This is a genomic window from Corynebacterium yudongzhengii (genome assembly GCF_003065405.1).
In the GTDB taxonomy this organism is placed as follows: domain Bacteria; phylum Actinomycetota; class Actinomycetes; order Mycobacteriales; family Mycobacteriaceae; genus Corynebacterium; species Corynebacterium yudongzhengii.
The window spans coordinates 2,300,250-2,327,226 of sequence record NZ_CP026947.1; the positions used below are offsets into that span (position 1 = coordinate 2,300,250).

Sequence of the window (26,977 nt, forward strand, 5' to 3'; positions counted from 1 at the left end):
CCTTTCGAGGCTGGCCTTTCATTGAGGGGCGGGCGGGAAAGACGCGGAGACCGCGACCTGAGCCAACCATCGCCAGCCTTTCGAGGCTGGCCTTTCATTGAGGGGCCCCACGAGGTAGGCCCAACCACCTACCCACCCACCATCGCCAGCCTTTCGAGGCTGGCCTTTCATTAGATCCGCTTTTGATCCACCCACACGCCCCACAAGCTAACCGAGCTCCAAGGCAACCTAAACGGTCCCCAAACCCCACAACCTACGCCCCGCTCGTGGCCTTCTCCGCCGCCTCGGCCTTTTCGGCTTCGAGCTTGCGCTTGTTGCGGCGCCCGCGGCGCACGCCGACCCACGCCAGGGTCAGGCCGAACACGACTGCGGCGATGCGCACGAACCACAGCATCGGCTCGGAAGCACCGAGTGCTTCCAGGACGGTCGGGGCGTTGGTCACGACCAAGAAGGTGCCGACGACAGATCCCAAAGCGATCGGGTTCAGCCGCGTGACCAGCCACGCCGCGATCGGGGCGGCGATCACGCCGCCGGCCAGCAGGGCCAGCACCGCCGCCAAGTTCGCGACCAGGTCTTCCCAGAGTCCGATGACGAAGCCGATCGTCGCCGCCAGCGAGACCAAAAACTCCGCGGTGTTGACGGTGCCGACGATCCGGCGCGGCTCGCTGCGCCCCAGAGACAACAAAGTCGAGGTAGTCACGGGTCCCCAGCCGCCGCCACCGGTGGAGTCGACGAAGCCGCCGCCAAGGCCGAGGACAGCCAAGAAGCCGGTGGAGTGCGGCTTCTCGGTCACCTCGCGGCGCACCTTGCCGCGGGAGAAGCGCACCATGAGGTTAACGCCGATTCCGGCGAGGATCAGGGCCATGACTGGGGCCGCGGCCTCGGTGCTCAGGTTCGACAGGACCGTCGCACCGGCGAAGGCGCCAACCGAGCCGGGGATGCCGATCTTGGCCACGACCTTCCAGTCCACGTTGCCGAAACGCCAGTGGCTGATGGCGGAGGCCATCGTCGTGCCCACCTCGGCGGTGTGGACGACGGCGGAGGCGGTCGCCGGCGTCAGCGAGGCGAGCGTGATGAGCAGGGTGGTGGAGGTGACGCCGAAGCCCATGCCGAGACCGCCGTCGACAAGCTGGGCCGCAAGGCCGGCGATGCTGATGAGAAGCAGTGTGATCATGGGGAAACCGCCTGACGGTAGCGCGCCGCGATGAGTGGAGCCAGGTCCGTGCCCAGCGGCGACGAGATGGTGGTGTGTGGGGGAAGGTGGTGGCGGGCTTTGTCGAGAAGCAAGCCTTCGGTGACGAAGAGGGGGATGAGGTGGGCGTCGCTCAGTTCCAGCTCTTCTAACGGGAAAGGCGCGCGCGTGGCGGGGTGCACCAGCACCCGGGCCGAAACCAGACCAGCGACCAGGCTTCGCAGCCGCTCGTAGTCCGCCAGAGCGGTGGCCGTTGACGAGCCGACCGGGTAGATAACCAGCTCGGCGGCCGCGGGGCGCTCGGACTGAAAACGGGCGGAGATAAGCTCGGCGATATCCGCGCCGGCGCCCAGCGTGCCCGCGTTGACCAGTGACAATCCGCTGGCGGACGTGGCCTCCGTGATCTCGGCGGGGACGTCGTGACGGGCGTGGTAGCCCGTCGAGAAGAGCAGGGCGATGACGACAGCCTGCTCGTGGCCCTCGTCGGCTAGCCGACGGGCGACCGCGGGCAGGGTGTCATCGCTGAAGTCGAGGTGAGCGTCGCAGACTAAAACGCCGAGGGTGTCGGAGACGGCCTCGGCGAGCGCCGCAATCCCGCCGGCGGCCTCCGGGTGCCGGGAGCCGTGGGAGAGCAGGATGAGCGGCGCGTCGGTCATTAGCTCTCCCCCTCGCGCAGGCGCTTGCCAACTAGGCCGGCGGCGAGGGTGTTGCCGGAGGCCTTGTCGACGAGCAGGAGGTTGCCCACCGCACCGCGCGCCGCATACTCCTCGATGGGGAGTTCGGTGGCGGTGTCGATGCGCACGTGGGCGATCTCGTTGAGCGCGACGGCCTCGGGCGAGAGGTTGTCCTCGGCCGCCGAGTCCAGGCTGATGATGCGCTCGATGGCGGAGATCCGCCCGCGCACCAGGGCCGCACCGTAGCGGACCTTGACGGTCTGGCCGGCGGTGAGGTCCTTCTCGGTGAGCGCGACGATGGTGGCATCAAAAGAGCGCACGGCCTCCGGGCGGGGACCAGCGGCGAGGAGGTCGCCGCGGACGAGGTCGATGTCGGCGGCAAGCCTTAAGGTCACCGAGTCGCCAGTGGTCGCGGTCTCGGTGGCGTCGAGGCCGTCGGCGGTGTCGATGTGGGTGACGGTGGTCTCGCGACCCTGCGGCGCGGTGACGGTATCGCCGACGCTGATGGTTCCGGCCTCGATGCGCCCGGCGTAGCCGCGGTAGTCGGAGCCGTGCTCGCGGATGACGTACTGGATGGGCAGGCGGAAGTCGAGCTCACGGGCCCGGCGCGCGCCGACCGGCACGGTCTCCAGGATGCTCAGCACGGTCGGGCCGGTATACCAGTCCATGTTCGTGCTGGACTCGACGACGTTGTCGCCCTTGAGCGCGGAGATCGGCACCACGTAAGTATCGGAGACGCCGAGTTCTTCCGCGCGAGCGTTGAAGGTGGACTCGATCTCGCGGAAGACGTCCTCGGAGTAGTCGACGAGGTCGATCTTGTTGACCGCCAGCACCACCGAGCGCACGCCCAGAAGGGAGGCGATGGTGAGGTGCCTGATGGTCTGCTCGACGACGCCGTGGCGGGCGTCGACAAGCAAAACCACCACCTGGGAGGTGGACATGCCGGTGACGGTGTTGCGGGTGTACTGGACGTGGCCGGGGGTATCGGCGAGGATGAACGCCCGCTCGTCGGTGGCGAAGTAGCGGTAGGCGACGTCGATGGTGATGCCCTGCTCGCGTTCGGCGCGCAGGCTGTCGACCAGCAAGGAGAGGTCGAGGCCCTCGAAACCGCGGTCGGAGGAGGAGCGCTCGACCGAGGCGAGGGTGTCGGCGAGCACCGACTTGGTGTCGTGCAGGAGGCGGCCGACGAAGGTCGACTTGCCGTCGTCGACGCTGCCGGCGGTGCACATACGCAGGGTCTCGCGCTCGGCGATGACGTCGGTGGCGGTGGTGTCGTTCACGGTGGGAGCACTCATCAGAAGTAGCCCTCCTTCTTGCGGTCTTCCATGGCGGATTCGGACAGGCGGTCATCGGCACGCGTGGCGCCGCGCTCGGTCAGGGTGGATACGGCGAGTTCGGCGAGGACTTCGTCGATCGTGGTGGCGTCCGATTCGACGGCGCCGGTGCAGCTCATATCCCCGACGGTGCGGTAGCGCACGCGGCGGGTCTCGGTGGTCTCGTTCTCCTTCGGCCCGCCCCATTCGCCGGCGGTCAGCCACATGCCGTCGCGCTGGAAGACCTCGCGGTCGTGGGCGAAGTAGATGCTCGGCAGCTCGATGTCACGGGCGCCGATGTATTCCCACACGTCCGCCTCGGTCCAGTTGGAGATCGGGAAGACGCGGATGTTCTCGCCGGGCAGCTTCTCCCCGTTGTAGAGGCTCCACAGCTCCGGTCGCTGGCGGCGCGGGTCCCAGCCGCCGAAGGAGTCGCGCACGGAGAACACACGCTCCTTGGCGCGGGCGCGCTCCTCGTCACGACGGGCACCGCCGAGCACCGCGTCGTAGCCACGATCGGCGATGGTCTCGACGAGCGGGACCGTCTGCAGCGGGTTGCGGGTGCCGTCGGGGCGCTCGACGAGCTCGCCGGAGTCGATCCAGTCCTGCACCTTCGCCACGTGCAAACGCGCGCCGGTCTCCTCGACCAGGCGGTCGCGGAACTCGAGGACCTCCGGGAAGTTGTGCCCGGTGTCGACGTGCAAAAGCTCGAAGGGCACGGTCGCCGGGGCGAAGGCCCGCCGGGCCAGCTCGAAGACGACGCACGAGTCCTTGCCGCCGGAAAACAGCAGCCCGACCTTGTCGAACTGGCCGGCGACCTCGCGCAGTATGTGGATGGATTCGTTTTCCAGATCCCGCAGGTGCGGGGACAGGGTGGTGGACAACTCGCTTCGCCTCTTTATTCGGTGGTTGGATAACTTATTCGGTGTGCAGGCCGCACTCGGTTTTCGCGCTGCCAGCCCAGCGACCGGCCCGCGGGTCCTCGCCCTCGGCGACCGGCATGGTGCAAGTGGCGCACCCGATCGACGGGTAGCCCTGCCTGGTCAGCGGGTGCAGGATGAGGCCCTCGGAGTCGATGAACTCGTCGGTGTCTTCCAGCGTCCACGTGATCATCGGGGAGACCTTGAGCCGGCCGGTTTTGTTGATCGATACGGCGGGCGCGTGGGCGCGGGTGGGCCCGTCGGCACGCCGCAGCCCGTCGATCATCCCGGCATAAGGGCTCAGGTTGCGCTGCAACGGCTCGACCTTGCGCATGCGGCAGCACGCGGTCGGGTTCGAGCGGTACAGGTCGCGGCCGTAGACACGGTCCTGCTCGGAGCGCGACAGCGTCGCCGTCGCCCGGATCAGGCGGTTGTTCGGGTAGCGCTTCTCGACGGCGTCGGCGACCTCCAACGTCTCCGGGAAGTGGTACTCAGTATCCAGAAACAACAGGTCAGTGCCGGGCAGGTAGCGCTCGGAGAGCTCGGCGAGCACGGTATTTTCCATGCTCATCGTGATCACGAGCGGGCCGGGGGCGTGCTCGCGGACGGTGTCGAGGATCTTCTTCGCCTCGGCGTCGTAGAGCTCGTCGGCATAAGTGTCGACGAACTCCCGGTTCTTCGCCAGGATCTCCTCGCTCAACGGGTCAGCGGTGGTCTGGCCCTCGGGGCTGATCTCGGGGTCCCGGTAGTTGCCGCCGCCGGAGCCTCCCAGAAGGTTGATGCTGGTGGTCACCCGACTCACCTCTCCTTGTCGTTGTTGTCGTGACGGTATGCGGCTTCGTGTCCCTTGCGGGCCAGCGAGTTCTGCAGCGCCTCTGCGGTCGAGGGCGCAGGCTCCGGGGCGTGATCCGGGTCGTCCTGGCCGTGGAACATCACCGAGAAGACCCGCAGGCACTCCTGGCAGCTCCAGGCGAAGTCTCCCTCCGCGTCCGGAAACAGGTCCATGCCCCCGCAATACGGGCAGTGGGTGGGGTGGTTCCGGTTCGGATTCGGTTCACGCCGAAAGGCCATTACTTCAGGTCCTCCTCGTCCGCGCGCAGGACCCAGTCACGAAAGATCTCGCCCTCGTTGCGCTTGTCGCGGTAATTACCGACGACCCTTACCACGTAGTCGGTCAGCTCGCTGGACAAGACCTTGTGTCCGCGCAGCTTGCGACCGAAGTTGGCGCCCTCGCCGACGGTGCCGCCGAGGTGGACCTGGAAGCCTTCGACCTTGTTGCCCTCCTCGTCGGTGACCATCTGGCCCTTGAGCCCGATATCGGAGATCTGGGTGCGGGCGCAGGAATTCGGGCAGCCGTTCAGCGAGATGGTGATCGGGGAGTCGAGGTCGCCGAAGCGCTCCTCGAGCTCGTCGGCCAGCTGGATGGCCCGGGCCTTGGTGGTCACGTGCGCGAGCTTGCAGAACTCCAGCCCGGTGCACGAGATGATGCCGCGGCGGAACTCGCTCGGCTTGGTGTACAGGCCGATCTCTTCGAGATCCGCGATGATGCCGTCGAGCTGGTCTTCTTCGAGATCCAGCAGGAGCAGCTCCTTGAAGGTGGTGTGGCGGATGCGGGTGACACCGTACTTCTCGGCGATGTCCGCGAACTCGATGAGCTGCTCGCCGGTCATGTGACCCACGGTGGGCTTGACGCCGAGGTAGTAGCGCCCGTCGTTTTGCGCGTGGACACCGATGTGGTCGCGGTTGACGGGGTTCGGCTCGGGGTCGGGGCCGTCGGGAAGCTTATAGCCCAGGTAGTCATTTTCGAGGACCTCGCGGAACTTCTCCGGGCCCCACTTGGCCACGAGGAACTTCAGGCGCGCGCGGTTGCGCAGGCGGCGGTAGCCGTAGTCGCGGAAGATCTTGACCACGCCAGCCCAGACCTCGGGGACCTGTTCCAGGGTGACGAACACGCCCAGGGAGCGGGCGAGCATGGGGTTCGTCGATAAGCCGCCGCCGACGAACACCTGGAAGCCGGGGCCCAGCTCCGGGTGGTTCACGCCCTGGAAGGCGAGGTCCTGGATCTCGTGGGTGACGTCCTGACGGGCGTTGCCGGAGATGGCGGACTTGAACTTGCGCGGCAGGTTCTGGAAGTCGTCCTTCGGCAGCAGTTCGTTTTTGATGATGTCGATCGCCGGCTGGCCGTTGATGATCTCGTCGGCGGCGATGCCGGCGGTCGGCGAACCCAGGATGACGCGGGGGACGTCGCCGCATCCGTTGAGGGTGTCAAGGCCGACGGTCTCGAGCTTCTCCCAGACCTCGGGGACGTCTTCGATGCGCAGCCAGTGCAGCTGGATGTTCTGCCGGTCGGTGAGATCGACGGTCGAGCGGGCATAGTCGCGGCTGATCTCGCCGACGACGCGGGCGCGCTCCGGGGAGGACTGGCCGCCGTCGAAACGAATACGCATCATGAAGTATTCGTCCTGCAGCTCGGAGTTGTCCTTGCCGGTGTGCTCACCGCCCAGGTTCTGCTTGCGCTGGGTGTACATGCCGACCCACTTGAAGCGCGGGGCCAGATCATCCGTCGCGATCGAGTCGAAGCCCTCCTTGGAGTAGGTATCCAGGATGCGCTGCTTGACGGAAAGACCCGGGTCTTCCTGCTTGACCTCTTCGTCGTGGTTCAGCGGGGCGTACCCGTCGATCTTCCACTGGCCCTCCGGCTTGGGTTTCCGGGCGGGACGCTTCTTGGCGGAGCGCTCGCTTTTCGTGGTGGTGCTCATGTAGTGATGCTCCTTACCCGATTCGCGGGTGTGATCAACGAACTGTCGGAATGTTCGATCAACCGTAGCGTACTGATCGGTCTATGTCTCATTGTTCGGTCGTTCTCCCGGCGGGATTCGCTTGTCGACGGGCCACCTTTTACGTTTCTAGCTGGGATTTTAGGAGAACAATTCTTTAAGAATATATTTCTTACACTTTCCCGCAGGGGTACTGCGATGAATATAATCACCCCCGTAGGATGACAATTGACCCCTGAACCCCGTAGCTTTCCAGACCATGCGGTCTACAGATATGGACCGACCTGTACGCAACCCACGAGAAAAGGCCCTGATATCGATGAGCGATACTTCGCAGCCCCACTCCGATTCCGCCGACGCCCCCGCCGCTGAGCGCCGTCGCCTGCGGGTCGCCGTGATCGGCGCCGGCCCGGCCGGCATCTACGCATCGGACCTCCTGATCAACAACCAGGATCATGACGTCCAGGTGGATCTGTTCGAGAAGATGCCGGCGCCGTTCGGCCTGATCCGCTACGGCGTGGCCCCCGACCACCCGCGCATCAAGGGCATCGTCAAGAGCCTGCACCGGGTGCTCGACAAGGAGGGTATCCGGCTGATCGCCAACGTCGAGATCGGCAAGGACATCACCCTCGACGAGCTGCAGGACTACTACGACGCGGTGGTTATCTCCACCGGCGCGACCAAGGACCGCGACTTCGACCTGCCCGGCGCCGACGCCGAGGGCGTGCACGGCGCCGCCGAGTTCGTCGGTTTCTACGACGGCAACCCCCTCTTCGAACGCGACTGGGACTTAAGCGCCAAGAACGTCGCGGTGATCGGCGTCGGCAACGTCGGCCTGGATGCCTCCCGCATCCTGGCCAAGAGCGCCGAGGAGCTGCACGTCACGGAGATCCCCGACAACGTCTACGAAGCCTTAAAGCGCAACCAGGCCGAGAAGATCCACGTCTTCGGCCGCCGCGGCCCCGCCCAGACCAAGTTCACCCCGCAGGAGCTCAAGGAGCTCGACCACTCGGAGAACGTCCACGTCATCGTCGACCCCGAGGACATCGACTACGACGAGGCCTCCGAGACCGCCCGCGCGAACGCGAAGGCCACCGACCAGGTCTGCCAGATCCTCGAGGGCTACGCCATGCGCGACGAAGATCCCTCCAAGCGCACCCTGCAGATCCACCTGTTCGAAAGCCCCGTCGAGGTCCTCACCAACGACGGCAAGGTCGTCGGCCTGCGCACCGAGCGCACCGAGCTCGACGGCACCGGCCAGGTCCGCGGCACCGGCACCACCACCGATTGGCCCGTCGAGGCCATCTACACCGCCATCGGCTACCGCTCCGATGTGCTGCCGGGCCTGCCTTTCGACGACCAGCTCGGCGTCATCCCCAACGACGGCGGCCACGTGCTCGCCAACGCCGGCGGCGAGGCCATTACCGGCGTGTATGTCACCGGCTGGATCAAGCGCGGACCGATCGGGTTGATCGGCAACACCAAGTCGGATGCGAAGCAGACGACGGACATGCTGTTCGCGGACGTCGCTAAGCTCAGCACCCCCGAGCACAGCGACCCGGACGCGATCCTGGCGCTGCTGGAGAGCCGCGACGTCACCGTGACCACCTGGGACGGCTGGTACCGCCTCGACGAGGCGGAGCGCGCCGCCGGCGAGGCCGAGGGCCGCGAGCGCAAGAAGTTCGTCGAGTGGGACGAGATGGTCGACGCCGCGACCGCGCAGTAGCGATCGCGGCCTAAGGTAGACGAGAACACTACACCCCTACTCGGCGGCGACGCGGAAGGAATGTGACCGATGCCTTATCCCGCATCCGAGGCGGTCTCCGGGGCCACCCTCACGATCGGCGTGATCGGCCTAGTGATCGCGATCCCGGCGTTCGCGCTGTTCTTGTTCGGCGCGTGGAAGATCTACCGGCTCATCTCCTCCGGCCAGCCCACCTATGGGCGCACCGATCAGCTGGGCCGCCGCCTAGGCCGCGTGTTCGCCGAGGTCTTCGGGCATACCCGCTTCTGGAAGAAACACCCCGCCGTCGGCATCGCCCACTTGGCGGTCATGCTGGGCTTCCTCATGGGCGTGGTGGTCTGGTTCGAATCGGTCATCCAGACGTTCAACCCGGCCGCAGGTTGGCCGCTGCTCTCCGGCTGGGCGGGCTATCACCTCGTCGAGGAGATCCTTGCGCTCGGCACGGTGATCGGCATCGCCGTGCTCATCAGCATCCGCCTGCGTCACGGCGATAGCGAGCGCTCCTCGCGCTTTTATCACTCGAATAGGCTATCCGCCCACGTCATCGAGGCCGTCGTGTTGGCCTCTGGCCTGGGCATGCTGCTGGTGAAAGCCGGCCAGATCGCCACCTTCCGCGAAGGCTCCCTGTGGGCGGATTTCCTCTCTGTCCATCTCGCGAGCCTCCTGCCGGCCTCTCCGGTGATGGTCAGCCTGTTCGCGCTGTTCAAGCTGGCCTCCGGCACGGTCTTTTTGGTCTGCGTCGCGCTGAACCTCACGTGGGGCATCGGCTGGCACCGCTTCACCGCGTGGTTCAACATCTTCTTCCAGACCAACGCCGACGGCTCCCGCGCCTTGGGCAAGCTCAAGCCTATGGTCGCCGACGGCAAGCCCGTCGACATCGACACCGTCGAGGACGACACCCCGCTCGGTCTTGGCAGCATCACGGACGCGTCGTGGAAGATGCTCCTCGACACCACCGCCTGCACCGAGTGCGGCCGCTGCCAGGATCTGTGCCCCGCGTGGAACACGCAGAAGCCGCTGAGCCCGAAGAAGCTCGTCATGGACCTGCGCAAGGCCGCGGTGGATAACGCCTCCTACCTGCTGGATCCCTCGGCCGCGGAGGCACCCCAGGAGCACGCGGGCGTCGACGTGCTGAAGCTCGCCGGTGAGGGCGGGCTTATCGACGACGACGTCCTCTGGGCCTGCACCAACTGCGGCGCGTGCGTCGATCAGTGCCCCGTCGACATCGAGCACATCGACCACATCACCGACCTGCGCCGCTTCCAGGTGCTGGCGGATTCGGATTTCCCCAGCGAGCTGGCCGGCATGTTCGCCAACATCGAGAACAAGGGCAACCCCTGGGGCCGCAACAACTCCGAGCGCGCCGACTGGGTGGAGCAGGCCCGCCGCGATGGCATCGACGTCCCCGTGTTCGGCGAGGACGTCGATAGTTTCGACGACTGCGAGTACCTCTTCTGGGTCGGCTGCGCCGGCGCCTACGACGACGCCGGCAAGCGCACCTCCCGCGCCGTCGTCGAGCTGCTGCACACCGCGGGTGTGAAGTTCACGGTGCTGTCGACGGGCGAGTCCTGCACCGGTGATCCCGCCCGCCGCGCCGGCAACGAGTTCCTGTTCCAGATGCAGGCGGCCGCGAACGTCGAGACGCTCGACGAGGTCTTCGAGGGCGTCGACCCGGGCCGCCGCAAGATCATCACGACCTGCCCGCACTGCTTCAACACGCTGCGCAACGAGTACCCGGATTTCGACGGCCACTACGACGTCTTCCACCACACCCAGCTGCTCAACCGCCTGGTGCGTGACAAGCGCCTGACCCCGGTGCCGCGCACGGCCGAAAACCGCCGCCCAGTCACCTACCACGATCCCTGCTTCCTCGGCCGGCACAACCAGGTCTATGACCCGCCGCGCGAGCTCGTCGAATCCGCTGGCATGCAGCTTAACGAGATGGATCACTCCCGCGGCGAGGCGTTTTGCTGTGGCGCCGGCGGCGCGCGCATGTTCATGGAGGAAAAGCAGGGCCGCCGCATCAACGAGTTCCGCACCGAGCAGGCCCTCGACACCGGCGCCGAAGACATCGCCGTCGGCTGCCCCTTCTGCAACTCCATGTTCACCGGCGGCGTCAAGGCGCTCTCCCAAGGTGCGGACAGCCCCCGCGCCCAGGTCAAGGACGTCGCTGTCATGTTGCGCGACAACGTGCTTATCGACGGCCAACTGCCCACCCCGCACGCAAAGGCCGCCGTCGAGCACCCGACGCGCAAGGACCTCGGCCTCGCGCCCGTGCGGAAGGCGAAGGATGCTGGGGCTGGGTCTTCTGAGGGTTCTGCAGGTGGTTCGACTCCGGTGTCTGATCAGATCGATGCGGCACCTGGGGCTCCTTCTGTGCCTGCTGCACCATCCGCGCCAGCAGCTCCTTCTGCACCCGCGGCGCCTGGGGCTCCTGGCTCTGCGGCTGCAAAGCCTGACGCTGCGCCGTCGGCCCCGACCCCGCCTGCGGCGCCGGGTGCTCCGGTGGCACCCAATGCTCCGGCGGTACCGAACGCGCCTGCCGCACCGTCGGCACCCAACGCAGCGGCCCCGCCGACTCCCCCGGCCGCACCAGGTGCGCCCGCCGCTCCGGCGGCTAGTTCGGACAACTCTGCGGCCGCAGAGCCTGACGCTGCGCCGTCGGCGCCGACCCCGCCTGCGGCGCCCAGCACTCCGGGGGCACCGAACGCGCCTGCCGCACCGTCGGCACCCAACGCAGCGGCCCCGCCGACTCCCCCGGCCGCACCGAGTGCTCCCGCGGCTCCGGCTGCGCCTAGTTCGGATAAGTCTGCGGCCGCAGAGCCCGACGCCGCACCAGCGGGTCCCAACGCAGCCACGCCGCCGGCTCCCCCAGCTGCACCAGGTGCGCCCGCCGCTCCGGCAGCGCCCAGTCCAGACAACTATGCGGCCGCGGAGTCTGACGCTTCGCCGTCGGCCCCGAAACCGCCCGCGGCACCCAAGCCGCCTGCAGCACCCAACGCTCCCGCGGCGCCGTCGGCACCCAACGCAGCGACCCCGCCAACTCCCCCGGCCGCACCGAGTGCTCCGGCCGCGCCTACCGCACCGGTGTCGGGAAACGACGTAGCTACGGAGTCCGACGAAGCAGCATCAGCGCCGGACGCGCCTGCGGCCCCCACGCCTCCGGCGGCACCGTCTGCTCCGACCCCGCCGCCGACCCCAGGAGCAAGTACCCCTCCCGCTCCCCCGGCACCGCCGGCAGCGCCCACTACGGATGAGGGGTCGACGGAAGATGGCGCGGACAAGGGCGACTAAGCACGGGGTCTGCAATGAACGGGTCTTCGCGGGTAGATCCACCCATCGACACCTTGGGCGGATAAACCGGGCTCCCTGAGGGGATGCGAACTCGGTGAAGCGGCCCCTCCGGCTCCTAAGGTTGGTCCATAAAACGCTATAGGCGAGGAAACCAATCTGGGTGTGCGACCGCGGCGCCTCAATCATTACGCACATGCGTAATCCGACTCTCAAGGCTGAAGGAGTCGACCCCGTTCCATTACGCACGTGCGTAATTTCTAGCGACTATGCCACGGCATAGTGAGCCGGATCGGGGGCGTCGGAGCGCTTTCACCTCACTGAATCCCGCCCACGATTACGCACGTGCGTAATCGGACATCGATGACTCCCAGGGGATTTATAGGTACGTGAGGCGCACTGTCGCCTGAGGCCTCTGGCCTTACGCACGTGCGTAATCGAGAATCAATGGATCCCCGAAAACTCATAGGCACACGGGACACACTGTCTCCTGCGCCGTGCGGCGAGCGCTGGTGCCGCCGCACCACGGGGATCGAGAACTATGCCGCGGCATAGTGGAATCAACGCCACCCCAGAAGGCCACCTATAGCAACCCAAACAATAAGAAAAGGGCCCGCCCACCGAATCACAACGGTGAGCGGGCCCTTCCCACAGAGACAATTCCGTGGACGCTTCCGCAACCGGATCAGTCCCGCGCTCTCAGCAGGCCGCACACAGCGGCCCGCTGACAGCCGGACTCACCTGGATCAGAAGAAGGGTCCGAAGCGACGCCACACTCCGACGCCACCCAGCCCCACACCAACGAAGGTGAGGATCAGGCTGAGGGTGCGAACGATCTTGTCCCAGATCGTCAGCTCCGAAGCGCCCTTGCCACCAGACGGAGTCATGGAGGCAGAGGTCTCCGCGTTTGCCGCATCGGCACCCACGGCGTCCGGGGCACCCGGCGCTCCTTCAGCACCTTCGGCACCGGGGGCGTCAGCAGCACCCGGGGCGCCCGGGGCACCACCGGATTTGCCACCGGCCGGCCCCGCGCCGGCTCCACCGCCAGCGCTCGGTGCACCCGCAGCGCCACCACCGGCACTCGGTGCGCCAGCAGCGCCGCCGGCGGGCTTAACACCAGCCTTGGCACCCGGGGCGACCGATGCGCCACCAGCAGGTGCCCCGGCGGCTCCGCCGCCAGCACCCGGTGCGGCCGGGGCCTCCGGCGCACCATCAGCACCGGCACCACCGCCGTTGACCGAACCAGCGGCCAGGCCGCTGCCGCTGTCGCCGCCGACGCGGAAGGTCACGTTCTTCCAGCCCGTGGCGTTGCCATGGTTGCCGTGCTCCAGGGCACGCATGCGCATGACGTACTCACCCGGCTGGGTGAACACCCAGTTGTTGTGCATGTGCACCGGCTGGGAACGCTCAATCAACGAACCGCCGTCCGAGGAACCGAAGAACTCACCCACGCCGCCGAAGGTGCCGGAGGTGTAGGCGAACCAGCGGCCACCGTCAGGTGCCGAGACCGGCTCGATCTGGATGTCGTACGGGGTACCGCCGGCGTGCTGCGTCGAGAAGCCCGGCCACAGCTCGTTGCCCTTCTGCACCTGGCCCATCATGTACACGGTGTCGCCGGCATGGCCGAGGAAGGCCATGTCTCCAGCAACGTGGTCTTCGGTGAGCTGGTGCTGGAACTCGTCGCCGACGAGCATGACAACATCCTCCGGGTCACGGAAGACCTTGCCGGGATCATGCTGGCCCGACTCGTCGCCGAGGCGGAACTCGGTGCTGCCAGCGTCGGTCACCGGTCCCAGGTCGATGTGGCCCTGAGAGATCTCGACGCGCCCATCAGCCACGGGAGCTTCCGGGCCCTGGTTGCCCTGGCCGCCCGGGTTCGCACCCGGAGCGCCCGGAGCCGGGTCTGCACCCGGGGCCGGATTCGCACCCGGCGCACCCGGAGTCGGGTTGGTGCCCGGGGCCGGGGCAGGCTTCGGCGCCGGGTTCGCCGGCTTGGCGCCCGGCCCACCGGTGTTGCCCGAGTTACCGGCGCCCTTGCCGTCACCGACGCGGAAGGTCACGTTCTCCCACTCGGTGGCCTCGGTACCGCCGTTTTCGACGGCACGCATACGCATGACGTACTCACCCGGCTTGGTGAATGCCCAGTTGTTGTGCAGGTGGATCTGCTTGGAACGCTCAATACGGCTGGAGCCTTCAGAGCTGCCGAGCATCTCGGAGACACCACCGAACGAACCGGAGGTGTACGCGTACCACTCGCCGCCTTCAGGGGCGGAGACGGGCTCGATCTCAATGTCGTAGGCCTTGCCGCCGGAGTACTCGGTGGAGAAGCCTGGCCACAGCTCGTTGCCCTTCTGAACTTGGGGAACGATGTGGATCTCATCGCCAGCGTTGCCCAGGAAGGACAGTTCGCCGGAGACATACTCTTCCCGCAGCGTCTCGCGGAAAGGCTCCCCGACCACCATGGTGACGTCATCGGGGTCGCGGTACACCTTGCCCCGCTCGTACTGGTTGGACTCATCACCCAGGCGGAAGGAGACCGAGCCGTCCTCGCCCTGCACTGGGCCTAAGTCGATGTGGCCCTGCGAGATCTCGTATTGGTTAGCCTCGGTGTTGGCATCGTCCTGCTGCTCGCCTTCCGCGTTGCCAGTGCTCGGCGGGTTCTGCCCCGGCTTGGTGTTCGAAGCATCGCCCGCACCGTCAGAGTCGCCCTGCCGAGCCGCGGCGGCTTCAAGGTCGCCGAGCTTGGTCTTCTGCGACTCGCCCGGATCCATCTGGAACAGCGTGCCGCCTTCGGTCCAGCGAGCAGACGGGATCGCGCTAAAGCGCACCTCGTAGTCGTCGCCAGTGCAGTGCTTGACGTTGACGGGGCGGTTACGCTCGGTCGGCGTCGAGATGAACTTGATGTCGCAGGAAGGGTGCGTATTGCCTTCCTTGTAGACGCCACCGTTGACATACAGGCTTAAGTCTTCCTCGGCCGGGGTGACGTTGACGGTCATCGTCTCGCCGTCGATCTTCGTGCCGGCGGAGACCTCCGGGTTGGAGACCTTGATCTCCGAGGCGCCGAACTTCGGCGGCGGGTCCTGGGTGTTCTCCTCCGGATAGTTGCCCAGCTTGCTGGTGCTGGCCTCCTTCTGGCTGCGGTCGTACTTCAGCGGCTCCGAGATCCAGCGCTGACCGTGCTGGTCGGGGACGTAGACGACCTGGAAGTCCGAGGAGTAAGAGCCGATCATCTCCGGCCATACGGCGCGGCCCTTTTCGACGGGCACCTCGGCGAGGTAGTAGCCGTCGATGAAGAAGACGGCGTGGCCGTCGTCTTTCTCGTCGCCGGTTTCGAAGATCAAATCGGTGAGGTACTCCGCACCCATGATGTCGTTGCCCTCATGCTTACGCATGGTGAACTTCGGGTCTTTGGGCAGACCGTCCGCGCTCGCAGCGTTATAAGCCTCGCGCACATCGCCCAGGCCCTCGCCTTCCTCGGCAGGGCGGGTGCCGCCGACCTGCCAGACGCCCGTCTGCGGCTCGGAAGCAATGAGGTTGCCTTCCTTGTCGCGCGCGGTCGCCTGGTAGGTGACTTCATAGCGACCCGGCTTGGTGAAGGTCGTATCCGTGTGCAGGTGGCTGCCCGCGCTCACCCACGTCTGACGCAGCCCTGGATCGTGCGAGGACCACAGGCGGGTGATCGGGTTATGGTTCCACGCGTTGTACGTGAAGGATTCCATGCGGCCGGGGCCGTTGAAGCCGACGATATCCAGACTGAAGGATCTGTCGCGGAACTTATCGACGGGCACCTCAGCATCCGCACCGAAGCCCGCCCAGATGGGGTAGTCCTGCCCGTAGACCTTGGCGGGGCCCCAATAGTGCAACGTGCCGTCTTCGCCGAGGAACTCTTCTCCCTTGGCGTGACCGACTTCATAAACGTATTGCTGCTGTTTTTTGCCAGAGTTCTTGCCGATCCAGAGGACGGTGTCCTCGACCGGCGGGGTCTGGCCCTTGATTGAGGTTTTGAGACTGAAGTCATTGTCTTCCCAAAAGGCCTTAGGAGAGTCGACATGGGCTTCGGTAGCTACGAAGGAACCATCGTCGGGCCCGGCTATGGCCAGTGGGGCGCTGGTGAGCAACAGCGCCGTAGAGACGGCCGCCACGCGTGAGGCGAACCGACGCATTCTGTTCATATGTCACTCCTTGACATGTTTCTGACAGCGGATTCCCGGGTTTCAATCCGCGAACGTGTAGCATACGCGATTATGAAACTCGTTTCCATCTACCATGGGAGGGAATGCCCATGATCCGCCTTCACAGGCTGCCTGTACTGCTCAGTTTTACCTTCATTGTTTTGATTACCGCGGCCCTTGCTTTCGCAGCTCCCGCGCGCGCTTTGACGCTGGACCAAGGCCATATCGACGCCTTCCACGTCACCGCCCCGAACTCCGGGGAACTCGTCCTCGACCTCAAGGAGGATGTGACGGGCCAGAGCGTGCGGCACCGGGCCGAAAACGTCAACATCGTCATCGGTGAGCACACCTACACCGACTCCACGAACAATGTTTCCGGCGTCGCCCGCCCCACCTACTTCCTGCCTCAGGCCCAGGCCTCCGATCGGCCGTGGCCGGGCTGGGACACCAACGGGGTGAAGGGCGCTGGCTTCTCGACGATCGACTTCCACCTCACCTCGGTCTCCGGGCCGGGCACGATTTTCATGTGGCAACAGGACACCTTCGGCGCCGCCTCGCCGGTAACCACCAGCGGCGCGCTGTGGCTTTACGACGGTGTCGTGATCCGCCAGGCCGAGCCCTCGCACGTCCACGTCAACTGGGGCTTCGACGCCCCGGGAACCTACACCATCACCGCCCAGGCCAGCGGCATTAACGCCGACGGCCAGCGCGTGAACTCGAACCAGGCCACCTACACCTTCACCGTCGGCGATGGCAGCGGCGGCGGCCAGGCCGCTGCTGGCGTCGGTGGCGGCGGCCAGGCAGCCTCCGGCGGCGAGCAGGCCGCTGGCGGTGCGGGCGCTCCGGCAAGCTCGGGCGGTGCCCCGGGCGCACCGGGCGGTGGTGCGCAGTCCGGCGGGGCGCCGGGCGCACCGTCGGCACCTGGTGCTCCGGGCGCTCCCGGCGCCCCGGACGCCCTCGATCCGGCGTCGGCTGATGCGCCGTTTTCCGCTGACGCCCCGCCGATTCCCGGCTTCTCGGCCCTGGCGGGCCAGGCTTCGCAGGATTCCGCGCTGCGCATGAGCTCGCTGTGGTTCCTGGTCGGCTCGCTGCTGATCCTCGCCGCCGGCATCGCCATCTTCTGGCGTTTCCGCAAGGGCAAGGACGACGAGGCAGACGCCGCCGAAAGCACGGAAGACGCCAATGTCGAGGCCGCCACCCAACAGATCACCCCTGAGGACAAGCTCTCGTGACGGGCAGGTGTGCCCGCGCGCTCTCCGCCCTTGCCCTCACCGCGCTGGGCGTGACCGCCTGTGCTCCGGCCCCGGAGGTCCCGCAGCGTGACGATGGGGTGACCGACGTCGTCACCACCACCGGCATCCTCGCGGATCTGGCCCAAGGCGTGGCGGGGGATGCCGCCCGCGTCACCGCGCTCGTGCCGCCGGGCGCGGACCCGCACTCCTTCGAGCCGGGTCTGCGCGACATCCGGACCGTCGCGCACGCGGATCTCGTGTTGGCCAATCACCTGCTGTTAGAGGACCAGGCGCTCATGGATACCGTGCGCAACGCCCGGCCGGAGTCGACCGAGCTGGTCACGGTCTCCGAGAACTCGGAGACCTACGGCGCGACCCTGATCCCGCTGGTCGAGGACCTCACGCTGGATACCCCGTGGTTGGGTGCGCAGGTCGTCGGCGATCACGGCGCCGGCCAGGCGGTGGATCTCGTGCTCACTGAGTCGAGTGGCCCCGGCGAGGTGGCGGCGTATCTCACCGGTACCTTCGGGCAGCCGGTGAGATACTTCGACACCTCCGATAGTGTCGACGATCGCGATAAGCTCCGCCTGCCCACCGGCGCGCATACGCACTTGAGCTGGTCGTTTACCGAGGCCGGCCGCTATGAGCTCGACATCTCCGCCCGCGATGCCGACAGCGGCGCAGAGATCGGCGCCGGGAGCATCCGGCTGGCCGTCGGCGTCGATCCCGGCGTCGATGCGGTCAGGGAGGGCCACGTGGACGTGGCCGTCGATACGCACACCGGCGAGGTGGGCTTGCGTGGCGACGACCACGAGTTCTCCGACCGCGTCGTCGAGGTCCCGGCGCGCGCCTTGCAGCAGGTGCCGCCGGATCCGGCCTATCGCTTCCTCGGCCGGCCCGGCGCGGAGGTCTATGTGTTGCCGCAGGCGGTGCTCGGCAAGCATGTCCACGGCGAGATCGACCCGCACACCTGGCACGACCCGGCGAATGCCGCGGCCGCGGTGCGCGTCATCGAGGACAAGCTGGCCGCGCTCGATCCGGCCAACGCGGAGACCTTCGCCGCCAATAGCGCGCGCCTGCGCGAGGAGATCGACGCCGTCGATAAGGAGGTTCGCGCGCTTATCGACGACATTCCGCCGGAGAACCGGAACCTGGTCACGACCCACGACGGCTACGGTTATCTCGCCGCCGCCTACGACCTTAACGTCGCGGGGGTGGTCTCGCCGAACCCGGCGGTGGAGCCGTCGGCACGCGATGTCATCGCGTTGACCCGCACCCTGCAGCACCTCGAGGTCCCCGCGGTGTTTCTCGAACCCACTGAGCAGAACGGTCCGGGTACGCTCAGCGAGATCGCGCGGGACCTGGGGTTGAACGTCTGCACGATCCACGGCGACATGCTTAGCGACGCCGTGCCCACCTATCTCGATTTAATGAAAACCAACGCGTTGACACTGAGGAGATGTCTGCAATGAAAAAGAAAATCGCCCTGCTCGCCGCCTCGTTCACCATGGCTTTCGCCCCGCTCGCGGCGGCCCAGCCGGCGGATCCGGCCCTCGAGCAGCAGGTCAGTGCCGACGAGGAGGTCTCCAGCGAGCCGGCCGTGATCAGCAGCGGGCACGTCGACATGGGCCCGCACCGCGGCGAGGACGGCAGCCTGCAACTGCTGCTGCGCGACGATTCCGGCACCGACCCCGTCTGGCGCACCCCGGACTCAGTAACCTTCGGCGTCGGCGAGGCCGCCGAGCTCGTCGTCCCCGAGGACGACGCCTATGACTTCTTGAAGGCCGATCCCGGCCAGACCGTGTGGGTCGTGCCGCAGACTGAGGTCGCCGACGTGCCGTGGCTGGGCTGGAACACGCAGTCGCCGACGATCGATGACATCGTCGGCACCGGCGTCGAGCTGGAGATCCTCGAGCACCGCGGCCCGGGTGATCACTCGCTGTTCATCCAGGCCGGCGGCTTCTCCGACCCGGATGTTCTGTGGACCGGCGCCAAGCACGACTCCATCTTCGTCGAGCCCGATACCCACACCCACGCCAACTGGGTGTTCACCGAGCCCGGCCCGCACGAGGTGACGGTGCGCGCCACCATCGACGCCCCGGACGGCAACGAATACACCAGCGACGCGCGCCTGCAGTTCGCCGTCGGCATCGACCCGGCCACCTACACCCGCCCGGATGACTCCATGATCACCGAAGAGGAGTCCGACTACACCTGGCTGATCATCGGCGGTGTGGCCGCCCTGGTCGCCGTGGTGATCGTCGCGCTCATCGCCCGGGCCACCCGCCGTAAGGACACCGCGGGAGGCGCCAAGTAATGAACAACCTCACGCTCTCTTTCGACAGGATCGCCCTGTCTGAGCGCGTCATCATCCACGACGCCCACGCGGAGATCGCCGGCGGCAGCTTCACCGCCCTGCTGGGGCCCAACGGCGCCGGCAAGACGACGCTCCTGCGCGCGATCTTGGGGCTCATCCCGGCGCGCGGGCGCGCACAGCTCGGCAGCCACACCGGCAAGGCGCTGCGCCGGCGCACCGGGTATGTGCCGCAGAAACACGAGATCGCCTGGACGTATCCGATCAACGTCGCCGATTGCGTGCTCACCGGCCGCGGGGATCTCACGGGGTGGTGGCGCAGGCCGTCGGCAAGCGATCGTGATGCCGCGCAGGAGGCACTGGAGACCTGCGGCATCGCACACCTTTCCTCCCGGCCCATCGGGGAGCTTTCCGGCGGGCAGAAACAGCGCGTGCTGGTCGCCCGGGCACTCGCGCGCCGCCCGGAGCTGTTGATCCTCGACGAGCCTTTCACCGGCGTCGACGCCCCCACCGAGGAAGCGCTCATGGAGCTCTTCTCCGAGCTCGCCTACGATGGGACCACCATCCTCATGACCACCCACAACCTGCGCGCCGCGGTCGAGGCCTGCGACCGGGTGCTTTTGGTCTCCGGCGAGCTTCTCGACGCCACCGCCGAGCCCACCGCCTGGCAGCGTGCCTTCGGCATCGGCCCGGACTCGGCGCTGCTGCGCTCTGTGGGGGTAGCGTGATGCTGACCTTTGGGCAATTCCTCGACGATTTGACCAACCCGGCGCTGGCGTTTCTGCCGCGCGCGCTCATCGCGGCGATCGTGGCGGCGGTGGTGTGCGCGGTCGTCGGCACGCATGTGGTGTTGCGCCGCATGGCGTTTATCGGCGACGCCGTCGCCCACGCTGTCTTCCCCGGCATCGCCATCGCCTTCGCCCTGCAGGCCAGCGTGCTGCTCGGCGGGGCGATCGCCGGCGCAGCCGTGGCCGTGGGCGTGGCGGTGCTCTCGCAGAAACGCCGCATCACCGAAGACACCATCATCGGTGTGCTCTTCGCCGCCTCCTTCGCCTTCGGCCTCGTGGTGATCTCCCGGGTGGAGGGCTACACCGCGAGCCTCACCACGTTCCTCTTCGGCTCGCTCACCGGCGTCTCGACGCGCTCGCTCATCATCACCGCGATAGTCGGGGCGATCGTCATCGTGGTGATGTATCTCGCGCGCCGCCCGCTGACCGCCGTGAGCCTGGATCGGGAGACTGCGCAGGCGATGAACCTGCCGGTGCTCGCCCTCGATCTGCTGCTCTACCTGGCGGTGACCACGGCGGTGGTGATCTCGGTGCAGATCGTCGGCAACATCTTGGTGCTGGCTCTCTTGATCACCCCGGCTGCCTGCGCCCGGCTGCTGACCAACCACCTGCCCACCATGACCTGGCTCGCCGCCGGCATCGGGGTGGCCGCCGCGATCTTAGGCATGTACCTCTCCTGGGCGCTCGACTACCCCGCCGGCGCCACGATCGTGCTCGTGGTCACCGCCTTTTTGGCCATCGCCTGGATCGGGGTCTCGGTGCGCACCCGCAGCCGGAAATACGGAAACTCCCCGGTTCCGGCAGCGCAGTCGGCCCAGTAGAGTGGGTCACATGAGCTCGCAGCACCCCTCTCGCCCGGAGATCCGCCTCAGCGATCAAGAACGCGGCACCGCCATGGACGCTTTGGGCCGCGCCTTCGCCGAAGGCCGGCTCACCATGGACGAGTACGACGAGCGCTGCCGGCAGGTCACCGCCGCCACGAAGCACTCGGAGCTTACGCAGCTTTTCGACGACCTGCCCGCCGACATCCAGCACTCCCCCGCCGAAGGGCCGCTGTACTCGGCCGCCGAGATCGCAGCCGCCCACCGCGCGGGTAAGAAAACCCGGCTGGGGGTGATGGGGCTGACCACGGTGGGCACGTTCGTCGCCACGCCGCTGTTGATCCTGGTCCACCCGGGTTTCAGCGCGCTCATCGCGATCATCCCCACGGTGTTCATCCTGCTCTACATCATGAAGATCGGCCCGGCGAGCTGGTTTGCCCCCTCGCCGCGGGCGCTCGAAAAGCAGCGGCTGCGCGAGATCCGCGCGGCCTATGCCTTAGAAAACGCCGAGCGCCAAGCCCACAACGAGGCCCGCCGCGAGGAGCTGCGCGCGCAGCGCTCCCAGCTCGCCGGGGAGCTGACGAATGAGGCGATGGGCTTTGTGAAGCGCTCCATCGACCGGATGCGCAAGTAAGTTATGGCACCATAGACAGGTATGAACGAGCCCGATTCCTCCCAGCCCCACCCGCAGCCCACCCCGTGGCGCCGCCAGGTACCCACGTTCGATCAGTCGGACAAGCTGAAGAACGTCTTCTACGACCTCCGCGGCCCGCTCGCCCAGGAGGCCGAGCGCATGGAGGCCGACGGGCATTCCATTTTGAAGCTCAACACCGGCAACCCGGCCATCTTCGGCTTCGACGCCCCGGATGTGATCATGCGCGACATGATCGCCAACCTGCCGGTCTCCCAGGGCTATTCCACCTCGAAGGGCATCCTGCCGGCCCGGCGCGCCGTGGTCACCCGGTATGAGCTTATCGACGGCTTCCCCGCCTTCGACCTCGACGATGTCTACCTCGGCAACGGGGTCTCGGAGCTGATCTCCATGACCACCCAGGCGCTGCTCAACAACGGCGACGAGGTCTTGATCCCGATGCCGGACTACCCGCTGTGGACCGCCTCTACCACGCTCTCGGGCGGCAAGCCCGTGCACTACGAGCTCGACGAGGACGACGAGTGGAACCCGAACCTCGACGATATTCGGGCCAAGATCACCGACCGCACCAAGGCGATCGTGGTGATCAACCCGAATAACCCCACCGGCGCGGTGTACCCGAAGCACATCGTCGACGGCCTCGCCCAGATCGCCCGCGAGCACGGCCTGATGATCCTCGCCGACGAGATCTACGACCGCATCCTCTACGACGGCGCCGAGCACATCTCCATGGCCGAAGCCGCCCCCGATGTGCTCACCCTGACCTTCAACGGGCTGTCCAAGGCCTACCGGGTGGCCGGCTACCGCGCCGGCTGGCTCATCATCACCGGCCCAAAGAACCAGGCCGCCGGCTTCATCGAAGGCCTAGATCTGCTCGCCGGCACGCGCCTGTGCTCGAACGTGCCCGGCCAGCACGCCATCCAGGTCGCCCTCGGCGGCCAGCAGTCCATCTACGGGCTCACCGGCGAGGGTGGACGTTTGCTGCGGCAGCGGAACGTGGCCGTCGAGAAGCTCGGCGAGATCCCCGGCGTCAGTGTCGTGAAACCCCGCGGCGCGCTCTATGCCTTCCCGCGCCTGGATCCGGAGCTCTACCCCATCGAGGACGACACGCAGCTCATGCTCGACCTCCTGCGCCAGGAGAAGATCCTCATGGTGCAGGGCTCCGGCTTCAACATGCCGGATAAGCAGCACTTCCGCGTGGTCACCCTCCCCTGGGCGTCCCAGCTGGAAAACGCCCTCGAAAGACTCGGCAACTTCTTAAGCAACTACCGGAGATAGATGTCTCTTTCTTCCCAACTCCATTCGATTGACGGCAAAGGCTACGGCGCCTACAAGTCCCTCAAGGGCCGCCACCGCCTCGGCGGCTACACGCTGCACATCGACCGCGTGCAGTCGGATCCTTTCGCGCCGCCGTCGTCGATACGCATCACCGGCAATTTCCCCCACCGCACGGTCAGCGACGTCGCGGCGGCCGATCACCTCTCGCGCCGCATCGCCGAGCGCCTGCCGCGCGGCGGGAAGAAGGAGGGCCAGCTGCGTATCGACGTCGGCGGCCAGCACGTCCTCGCCCGCACCGCGGTGCTGTTTCCGGACGAGCGCACAATCGAGATCCGCATGGACGCCGCCCTGCCCGCCGACGGCCGGCGCATCCGCGGGCGCGCCGCCGCCACGCTGCTCACCCGCACCCTGCCGGCGTGTCTCGACGACGCGCTCGACGTCGATCCCGCGGAGCTCGACGAGGCCGCGCGCCTCGACGTGGACCAGAACGCGCTGCGTGAGGGGCTCGTCGATAAGCAGCTGGTCTCCTTCATCGCCGACGGCTCCATCCTGCCGCGCCGCTCCGGCGACAGCGACCTGCCTTTGACAGAGGCCGTGCGCTTCCAGTCGCCGGAGAGCCTGCGGGTCACCTTCCACCTGCCGAGCGGGCGCACCGTCACCGGAATGGGCGTACCGGAAGGTATCACCGTCATCGGCGGGGGCGGCTTCCACGGCAAGTCCACGCTCATGCGCGCGATCGCCGACGGCGTGTACAACCACATCTCGGGCGATGGCCGCGAGTTCGCAATCACCCGCGCTGATGCCTGCTCCTTACGCGCCGAGGACGGCCGGGCGGTGCGCGAGGTGGACATCTCGCCGTTCATCAACGACCTGCCCACCGGGCAGGCCACCACGAGCTTCTCCACGCCGAATGCCTCCGGCTCCACCTCCCAGGCCGCCTGGCTCATGGAGGCGCTCGAGGCCGGCTCGCGCTGCTTGCTTATCGACGAAGACACCTCCGCCACCAACTTCATGATCCGCGACGAGCGCATGCGCCAGCTCGTGCCGGATGATCGCGAGCCGATCACCCCGCTGCATCACCGCATCACTGGCCTGCATCAGTCGTTGGGCACCTCCACCGTGGTGATCACCGGCGGTACCTCGGCGTTTCTCGACGTCGCGGACACCGTCATCATCATGGACGCCTACCAGCCCACCGACGCCACCGCGAAGGCCCGCGAGCTCGCCGAGCCTGCCCCGCCGTTCAGCGACTTCTCCGCACCCACGCCGCGGCGGATGCGGATCAACGTCGCCGGGCGCAAGCCCCCGCAGGCGAAGGGCATGCACACCATCCGGGTCGGCCACGACCAGCTCGACATCGCCGCGCTCAGCCAGCTTGTCGACGCCTCCCAGACCCGCGCCATCGCCGCCGCCTTAAACGACGTCTCCGAACGCTTGGGGGCGGGCGCCTCGCTCTACGAGGCCTGCGAGCAGGCTTTAGAGCGCTGGGATTCCGGCAAGTCCGGGCGCCTGGCGAAACCGCGCGTGCAAGAACTGCTCTTCGCGGTCAGCCACCTGCGCTAGTAGGCGCTAGCGCTCGCAGTAGTTCTCGAAGTAGGCTCGGCCTTCCTCGTTGGCCGGATAGGCATCGCCGGATACCCCGGGGCGGGTGATGTACTCGCCGTGGTCCAACGCGGCGATGTCCTCCACGGTGGCCGAGGCGTGCGGGATCGTCGACTGCCCGTTATCGAGATAAGGGTCGAACACCACCGTCGTGCCCTCCGGCACGGGGGATAGGGGGTCGCCTTCGACGTCGAAAAGCAAGGGATCAATGGAGCCGAGATCGATGTCGATGAGCCCCGACATCGGTTTGGTGGGGATGATGCGCGCGATCATACGCTCCTCGGAGGTATCCGCCTCCTCCGTCGCGGGGCCTTCGGTGACCCGGATTTCGGCGAGCTCCTGCCCGCAGGTCTGTACGGTCATCCCCGGCGCGCCAGTGGCGGTGCGATAGAGCCCACTGGTGCCGACGAACCCGGCCTCCTCACCCCCGCACGCCACGAGCGCGGCGGCCACCAGTGGTGCCAGCGCCGCCGGGGCGGTGATGTGTCGGGCGCGCATGTCAGGTGAGCACGCTTCCGTCGGCAAGTACTACCTCGCCGCTGCCGGAGACATAAACACCTAGCCCGTGGGCGCGGGCGCGCTCGGCGGCGGCGCTTAAGGCGGCGTCAGCGCTGGATTCGGCGAAGCGGGCGTAGATACACGACGAGCCGATGATGTAGCGCGTCGTTTCCTCCGCGCCGTCGGTGTGCGGCGGGAACTGCGCGCGCATGGCCTCATACCAGGGCAAAAGCACCTCGGCGGTGCCGGCGGTGGAGTCGTAGTCGCGGTCTTCCGCCCACTCGGTAGTCAGGTCATACCAGTGGAGGAATTCGCTGATCGACCCAGTCGGCACCGACTGCGGGTCGAAGACGGTCACAACGCTCATGGCTTCTCAGACTACAGGCTGCGGCCCAGCGCCCTCACGCGCCAGCCAGCGTCCTGCCAGGCGCGCGCATCGAGGACGTTGCGGGCGTCGATGATCACTGGCTTGGCGACGAGGCCAGCCACCCTCTCCGGGTCCAACTCGCGGAAGATCTTCCACTCGGTGGCCAAGATGACCAGCTCGGCGCCCTCCAGGGCCCCCTCGACGGTGTCGGTGTAGACGAGGGTGGGAAACTCGCGGCGCGCGTTGGCCATCGCCTGCGGGTCATACACGCTCACCGCGGCGCCGCCAAGAGAGAGCTGGCCGGCGACGTTGAGGGCAGGCGAGTCGCGCACATCATCCGAGTTCGGCTTAAACGCCGCACCCAGGACGGTGATGCGGGTACCGAGTAGATTTCCGCCCGATTCCTCGCGGGCGAACTGGACCACGCGGTCGCGCTGGCGCATGTTGATGGTGTCCACCTCGCGCAGGAAAGACAGCGCCTGGTCGGCGCCGAGTTCGCCGGCGCGGGCCATGAACGCCCGGATGTCCTTCGGCAGGCAGCCGCCGCCGAAACCGAGGCCGGCGCCGAGGAACTTGCGGCCGATGCGGTCGTCGTAGCCGATGGCGTCGGCGAGCGCCTTAACGTCCGCGCCCGAGATCTCGCAGAGCTCGGCGACGGCGTTGATGAAGCTGATCTTCGTGGCCAGAAAGGAGTTCGCCGCGACCTTCACCAGCTCCGCGGTCTGGCGATCGGTGACGATGAACGGGGTGTTCGCCTCCAGCTGGGAGGCGTAGACCTCGCGGACGGTCTCTTCGGCCTCCGAGCCCGCGCGCAGGCCTAGCACGATGCGATCCGGGGTGATGGTGTCTTCGACGCCGTGGGATTCGCGCAAGAACTCCGGGTTCCAGGCGATCTCGACCTTCGTGTTCTCCTTGGCCAGCAAATCGGCGAGGTCCTGCAGCTCCGCGGCGGTGCCGACGGGGACGGTGGACTTGCCGAGGATGAGGTGGCTGCCCTCCAGAAGCGGCACCAGATCGCTGATCACGCTGCGCACATAGGTGAGGTCAGCGGCATAGGAGCCGCGCTGCTGCGGGGTACCCACGGCTAAGAAGTGCACGTGGGCGAACTGCGCGACCTCCCGGTAGTCAGTGCTGAACCGCAGGCGGCCGTTGTCGAGGTTGCGGCGCAGGATCTCCTCGAGGCCGGGCTCGTAGAAGGGAACGTCACCGCTTCGCAGACGCTCGATCTTCGCTTCATCCACATCCACGCCCCGTACCTCGTGGCCCAGCTCGGCCATGCAGGCCGCGTGGGTCGCACCGAGGTAGCCGGTGCCGATAACCGTCATACGCATGAGAAACGATG

Annotated in this window: 21 protein-coding genes; 10 read left to right on the forward strand and 11 right to left on the reverse strand. The window is 67.1% G+C overall.

The features are described 5' to 3' along the window. Positions 1–253: 253 nt before the first annotated feature. From C3B44_RS10660 to C3B44_RS10690, 7 genes are all read right to left on the reverse strand, one after another. Positions 254–1,174: a sulfite exporter TauE/SafE family protein gene (locus tag C3B44_RS10660; RefSeq protein ID WP_108432342.1), complete on the reverse strand. Its 921-nt coding sequence runs from the start codon at positions 1,172–1,174 to the stop codon at positions 254–256. Continuing rightward, complete coding sequence (locus tag C3B44_RS10665; protein ID WP_108432343.1) at positions 1,171–1,848, reverse strand: sirohydrochlorin chelatase; 678 nt, start codon at positions 1,846–1,848, stop codon at positions 1,171–1,173. The genes C3B44_RS10660 and C3B44_RS10665 overlap by 4 nt, the downstream gene beginning before the upstream one ends. Beyond that, a complete protein-coding gene (locus tag C3B44_RS10670; protein ID WP_108432344.1) occupies positions 1,848–3,161 on the reverse strand; it encodes a sulfate adenylyltransferase subunit 1 in 1,314 nt (437 codons plus the stop codon). The genes C3B44_RS10665 and C3B44_RS10670 overlap by 1 nt, the downstream gene beginning before the upstream one ends. Further along, positions 3,161–4,063: a sulfate adenylyltransferase subunit CysD gene (gene cysD, locus C3B44_RS10675; protein WP_199222401.1), complete on the reverse strand. Its 903-nt coding sequence runs from the start codon at positions 4,061–4,063 to the stop codon at positions 3,161–3,163. The genes C3B44_RS10670 and cysD overlap by 1 nt, the downstream gene beginning before the upstream one ends. Before the next feature lie 34 nt (positions 4,064–4,097). Next, on the reverse strand, positions 4,098–4,892 hold the full coding sequence (locus tag C3B44_RS10680; protein WP_108432346.1) for a phosphoadenylyl-sulfate reductase: 795 nt from the start codon (positions 4,890–4,892) through the stop codon (positions 4,098–4,100). 5 nt (positions 4,893–4,897) lie between these two features. Beyond that, positions 4,898–5,104: a hypothetical protein gene (locus C3B44_RS10685; protein WP_235840400.1), complete on the reverse strand. Its 207-nt coding sequence runs from the start codon at positions 5,102–5,104 to the stop codon at positions 4,898–4,900. Between the two features lie 65 nt (positions 5,105–5,169). Then, positions 5,170–6,858 carry a nitrite/sulfite reductase gene (locus C3B44_RS10690; protein ID WP_108432348.1) on the reverse strand — a complete coding sequence of 563 codons (1,689 nt, stop codon included), beginning with the start codon at positions 6,856–6,858 and terminating at the stop codon, positions 5,170–5,172. 337 nt (positions 6,859–7,195) lie between these two features. Between C3B44_RS10690 and C3B44_RS10695 the strand changes: the two genes are divergently transcribed. Both C3B44_RS10695 and C3B44_RS10700 read left to right on the forward strand, forming a co-directional pair. Continuing rightward, complete coding sequence (locus C3B44_RS10695; protein ID WP_108432349.1) at positions 7,196–8,602, forward strand: FAD-dependent oxidoreductase; 1,407 nt, start codon at positions 7,196–7,198, stop codon at positions 8,600–8,602. A 69-nt stretch (positions 8,603–8,671) separates the two neighbouring features. Beyond that, on the forward strand, positions 8,672–11,914 hold the full coding sequence (locus C3B44_RS10700; protein WP_108432350.1) for a (Fe-S)-binding protein: 3,243 nt from the start codon (positions 8,672–8,674) through the stop codon (positions 11,912–11,914). Positions 11,915–12,657: 743 nt separating this feature from the next. On the opposite strand, the gene C3B44_RS12105 is transcribed toward C3B44_RS10700, so the two are convergent. Continuing rightward, a complete protein-coding gene (locus C3B44_RS12105) occupies positions 12,658–16,083 on the reverse strand; it encodes a choice-of-anchor M domain-containing protein (RefSeq protein WP_108432351.1) in 3,426 nt (1,141 codons plus the stop codon). A 161-nt stretch (positions 16,084–16,244) separates the two neighbouring features. On the opposite strand from C3B44_RS12105, the gene C3B44_RS10710 reads away from it, so the two are divergent. Genes C3B44_RS10710 through C3B44_RS10745 form a run of 8 tightly spaced genes read left to right on the forward strand, consistent with a single transcriptional unit; the run spans position 16,245 to position 24,731 of the window. Continuing rightward, positions 16,245–17,315 carry a choice-of-anchor M domain-containing protein gene (locus C3B44_RS10710; protein ID WP_158268630.1) on the forward strand — a complete coding sequence of 357 codons (1,071 nt, stop codon included), beginning with the start codon at positions 16,245–16,247 and terminating at the stop codon, positions 17,313–17,315. Further along, complete coding sequence (locus C3B44_RS10715; protein ID WP_108432353.1) at positions 17,312–18,787, forward strand: anchored repeat ABC transporter, substrate-binding protein; 1,476 nt, start codon at positions 17,312–17,314, stop codon at positions 18,785–18,787. The genes C3B44_RS10710 and C3B44_RS10715 overlap by 4 nt, the downstream gene beginning before the upstream one ends. After that, entirely contained in the window at positions 18,784–19,632 is an 849-nt protein-coding gene (locus tag C3B44_RS10720; RefSeq protein ID WP_235840399.1) for a choice-of-anchor M domain-containing protein, read from the forward strand. The genes C3B44_RS10715 and C3B44_RS10720 overlap by 4 nt, the downstream gene beginning before the upstream one ends. After that, a complete protein-coding gene (locus tag C3B44_RS10725; RefSeq protein WP_108432355.1) occupies positions 19,632–20,357 on the forward strand; it encodes an anchored repeat-type ABC transporter ATP-binding subunit in 726 nt (241 codons plus the stop codon). Before C3B44_RS10720 ends, C3B44_RS10725 begins: the two co-directional genes overlap by 1 nt. After that, positions 20,357–21,238, forward strand: a complete 882-nt coding sequence (locus tag C3B44_RS10730) for an anchored repeat-type ABC transporter permease subunit (protein WP_108432356.1) — start codon at positions 20,357–20,359, stop codon at positions 21,236–21,238. Before C3B44_RS10725 ends, C3B44_RS10730 begins: the two co-directional genes overlap by 1 nt. Positions 21,239–21,248: 10 nt before the next feature. Then, positions 21,249–21,872 (forward strand): DUF1707 SHOCT-like domain-containing protein, encoded by a 624-nt coding sequence (locus C3B44_RS10735; RefSeq protein ID WP_235840398.1) that lies wholly within the window; start codon positions 21,249–21,251, stop codon positions 21,870–21,872. 21 nt (positions 21,873–21,893) lie between these two features. Continuing rightward, positions 21,894–23,168, forward strand: a complete 1,275-nt coding sequence (locus C3B44_RS10740; protein WP_108432357.1) for a pyridoxal phosphate-dependent aminotransferase — start codon at positions 21,894–21,896, stop codon at positions 23,166–23,168. Continuing rightward, positions 23,169–24,731, forward strand: a complete 1,563-nt coding sequence (locus C3B44_RS10745) for an ABC-ATPase domain-containing protein (RefSeq protein ID WP_108432358.1) — start codon at positions 23,169–23,171, stop codon at positions 24,729–24,731. Between the two features lie 6 nt (positions 24,732–24,737). Here the strand turns inward: C3B44_RS10745 and C3B44_RS10750 are convergent, their stop codons facing one another. The 3 genes from C3B44_RS10750 to C3B44_RS10760 are packed head-to-tail and all read right to left on the reverse strand — an operon-like array spanning position 24,738 to position 26,966. Next, positions 24,738–25,268: a hypothetical protein gene (locus C3B44_RS10750; RefSeq protein WP_108432359.1), complete on the reverse strand. Its 531-nt coding sequence runs from the start codon at positions 25,266–25,268 to the stop codon at positions 24,738–24,740. 1 nt (position 25,269) lies between these two features. Continuing rightward, on the reverse strand, positions 25,270–25,635 hold the full coding sequence (locus C3B44_RS10755; protein WP_146183459.1) for a hypothetical protein: 366 nt from the start codon (positions 25,633–25,635) through the stop codon (positions 25,270–25,272). A gap of 11 nt (positions 25,636–25,646) precedes the next feature. Beyond that, positions 25,647–26,966, reverse strand: a complete 1,320-nt coding sequence (locus tag C3B44_RS10760) for a UDP-glucose dehydrogenase family protein (protein ID WP_199222400.1) — start codon at positions 26,964–26,966, stop codon at positions 25,647–25,649. Positions 26,967–26,977: the final 11 nt, after the last annotated feature.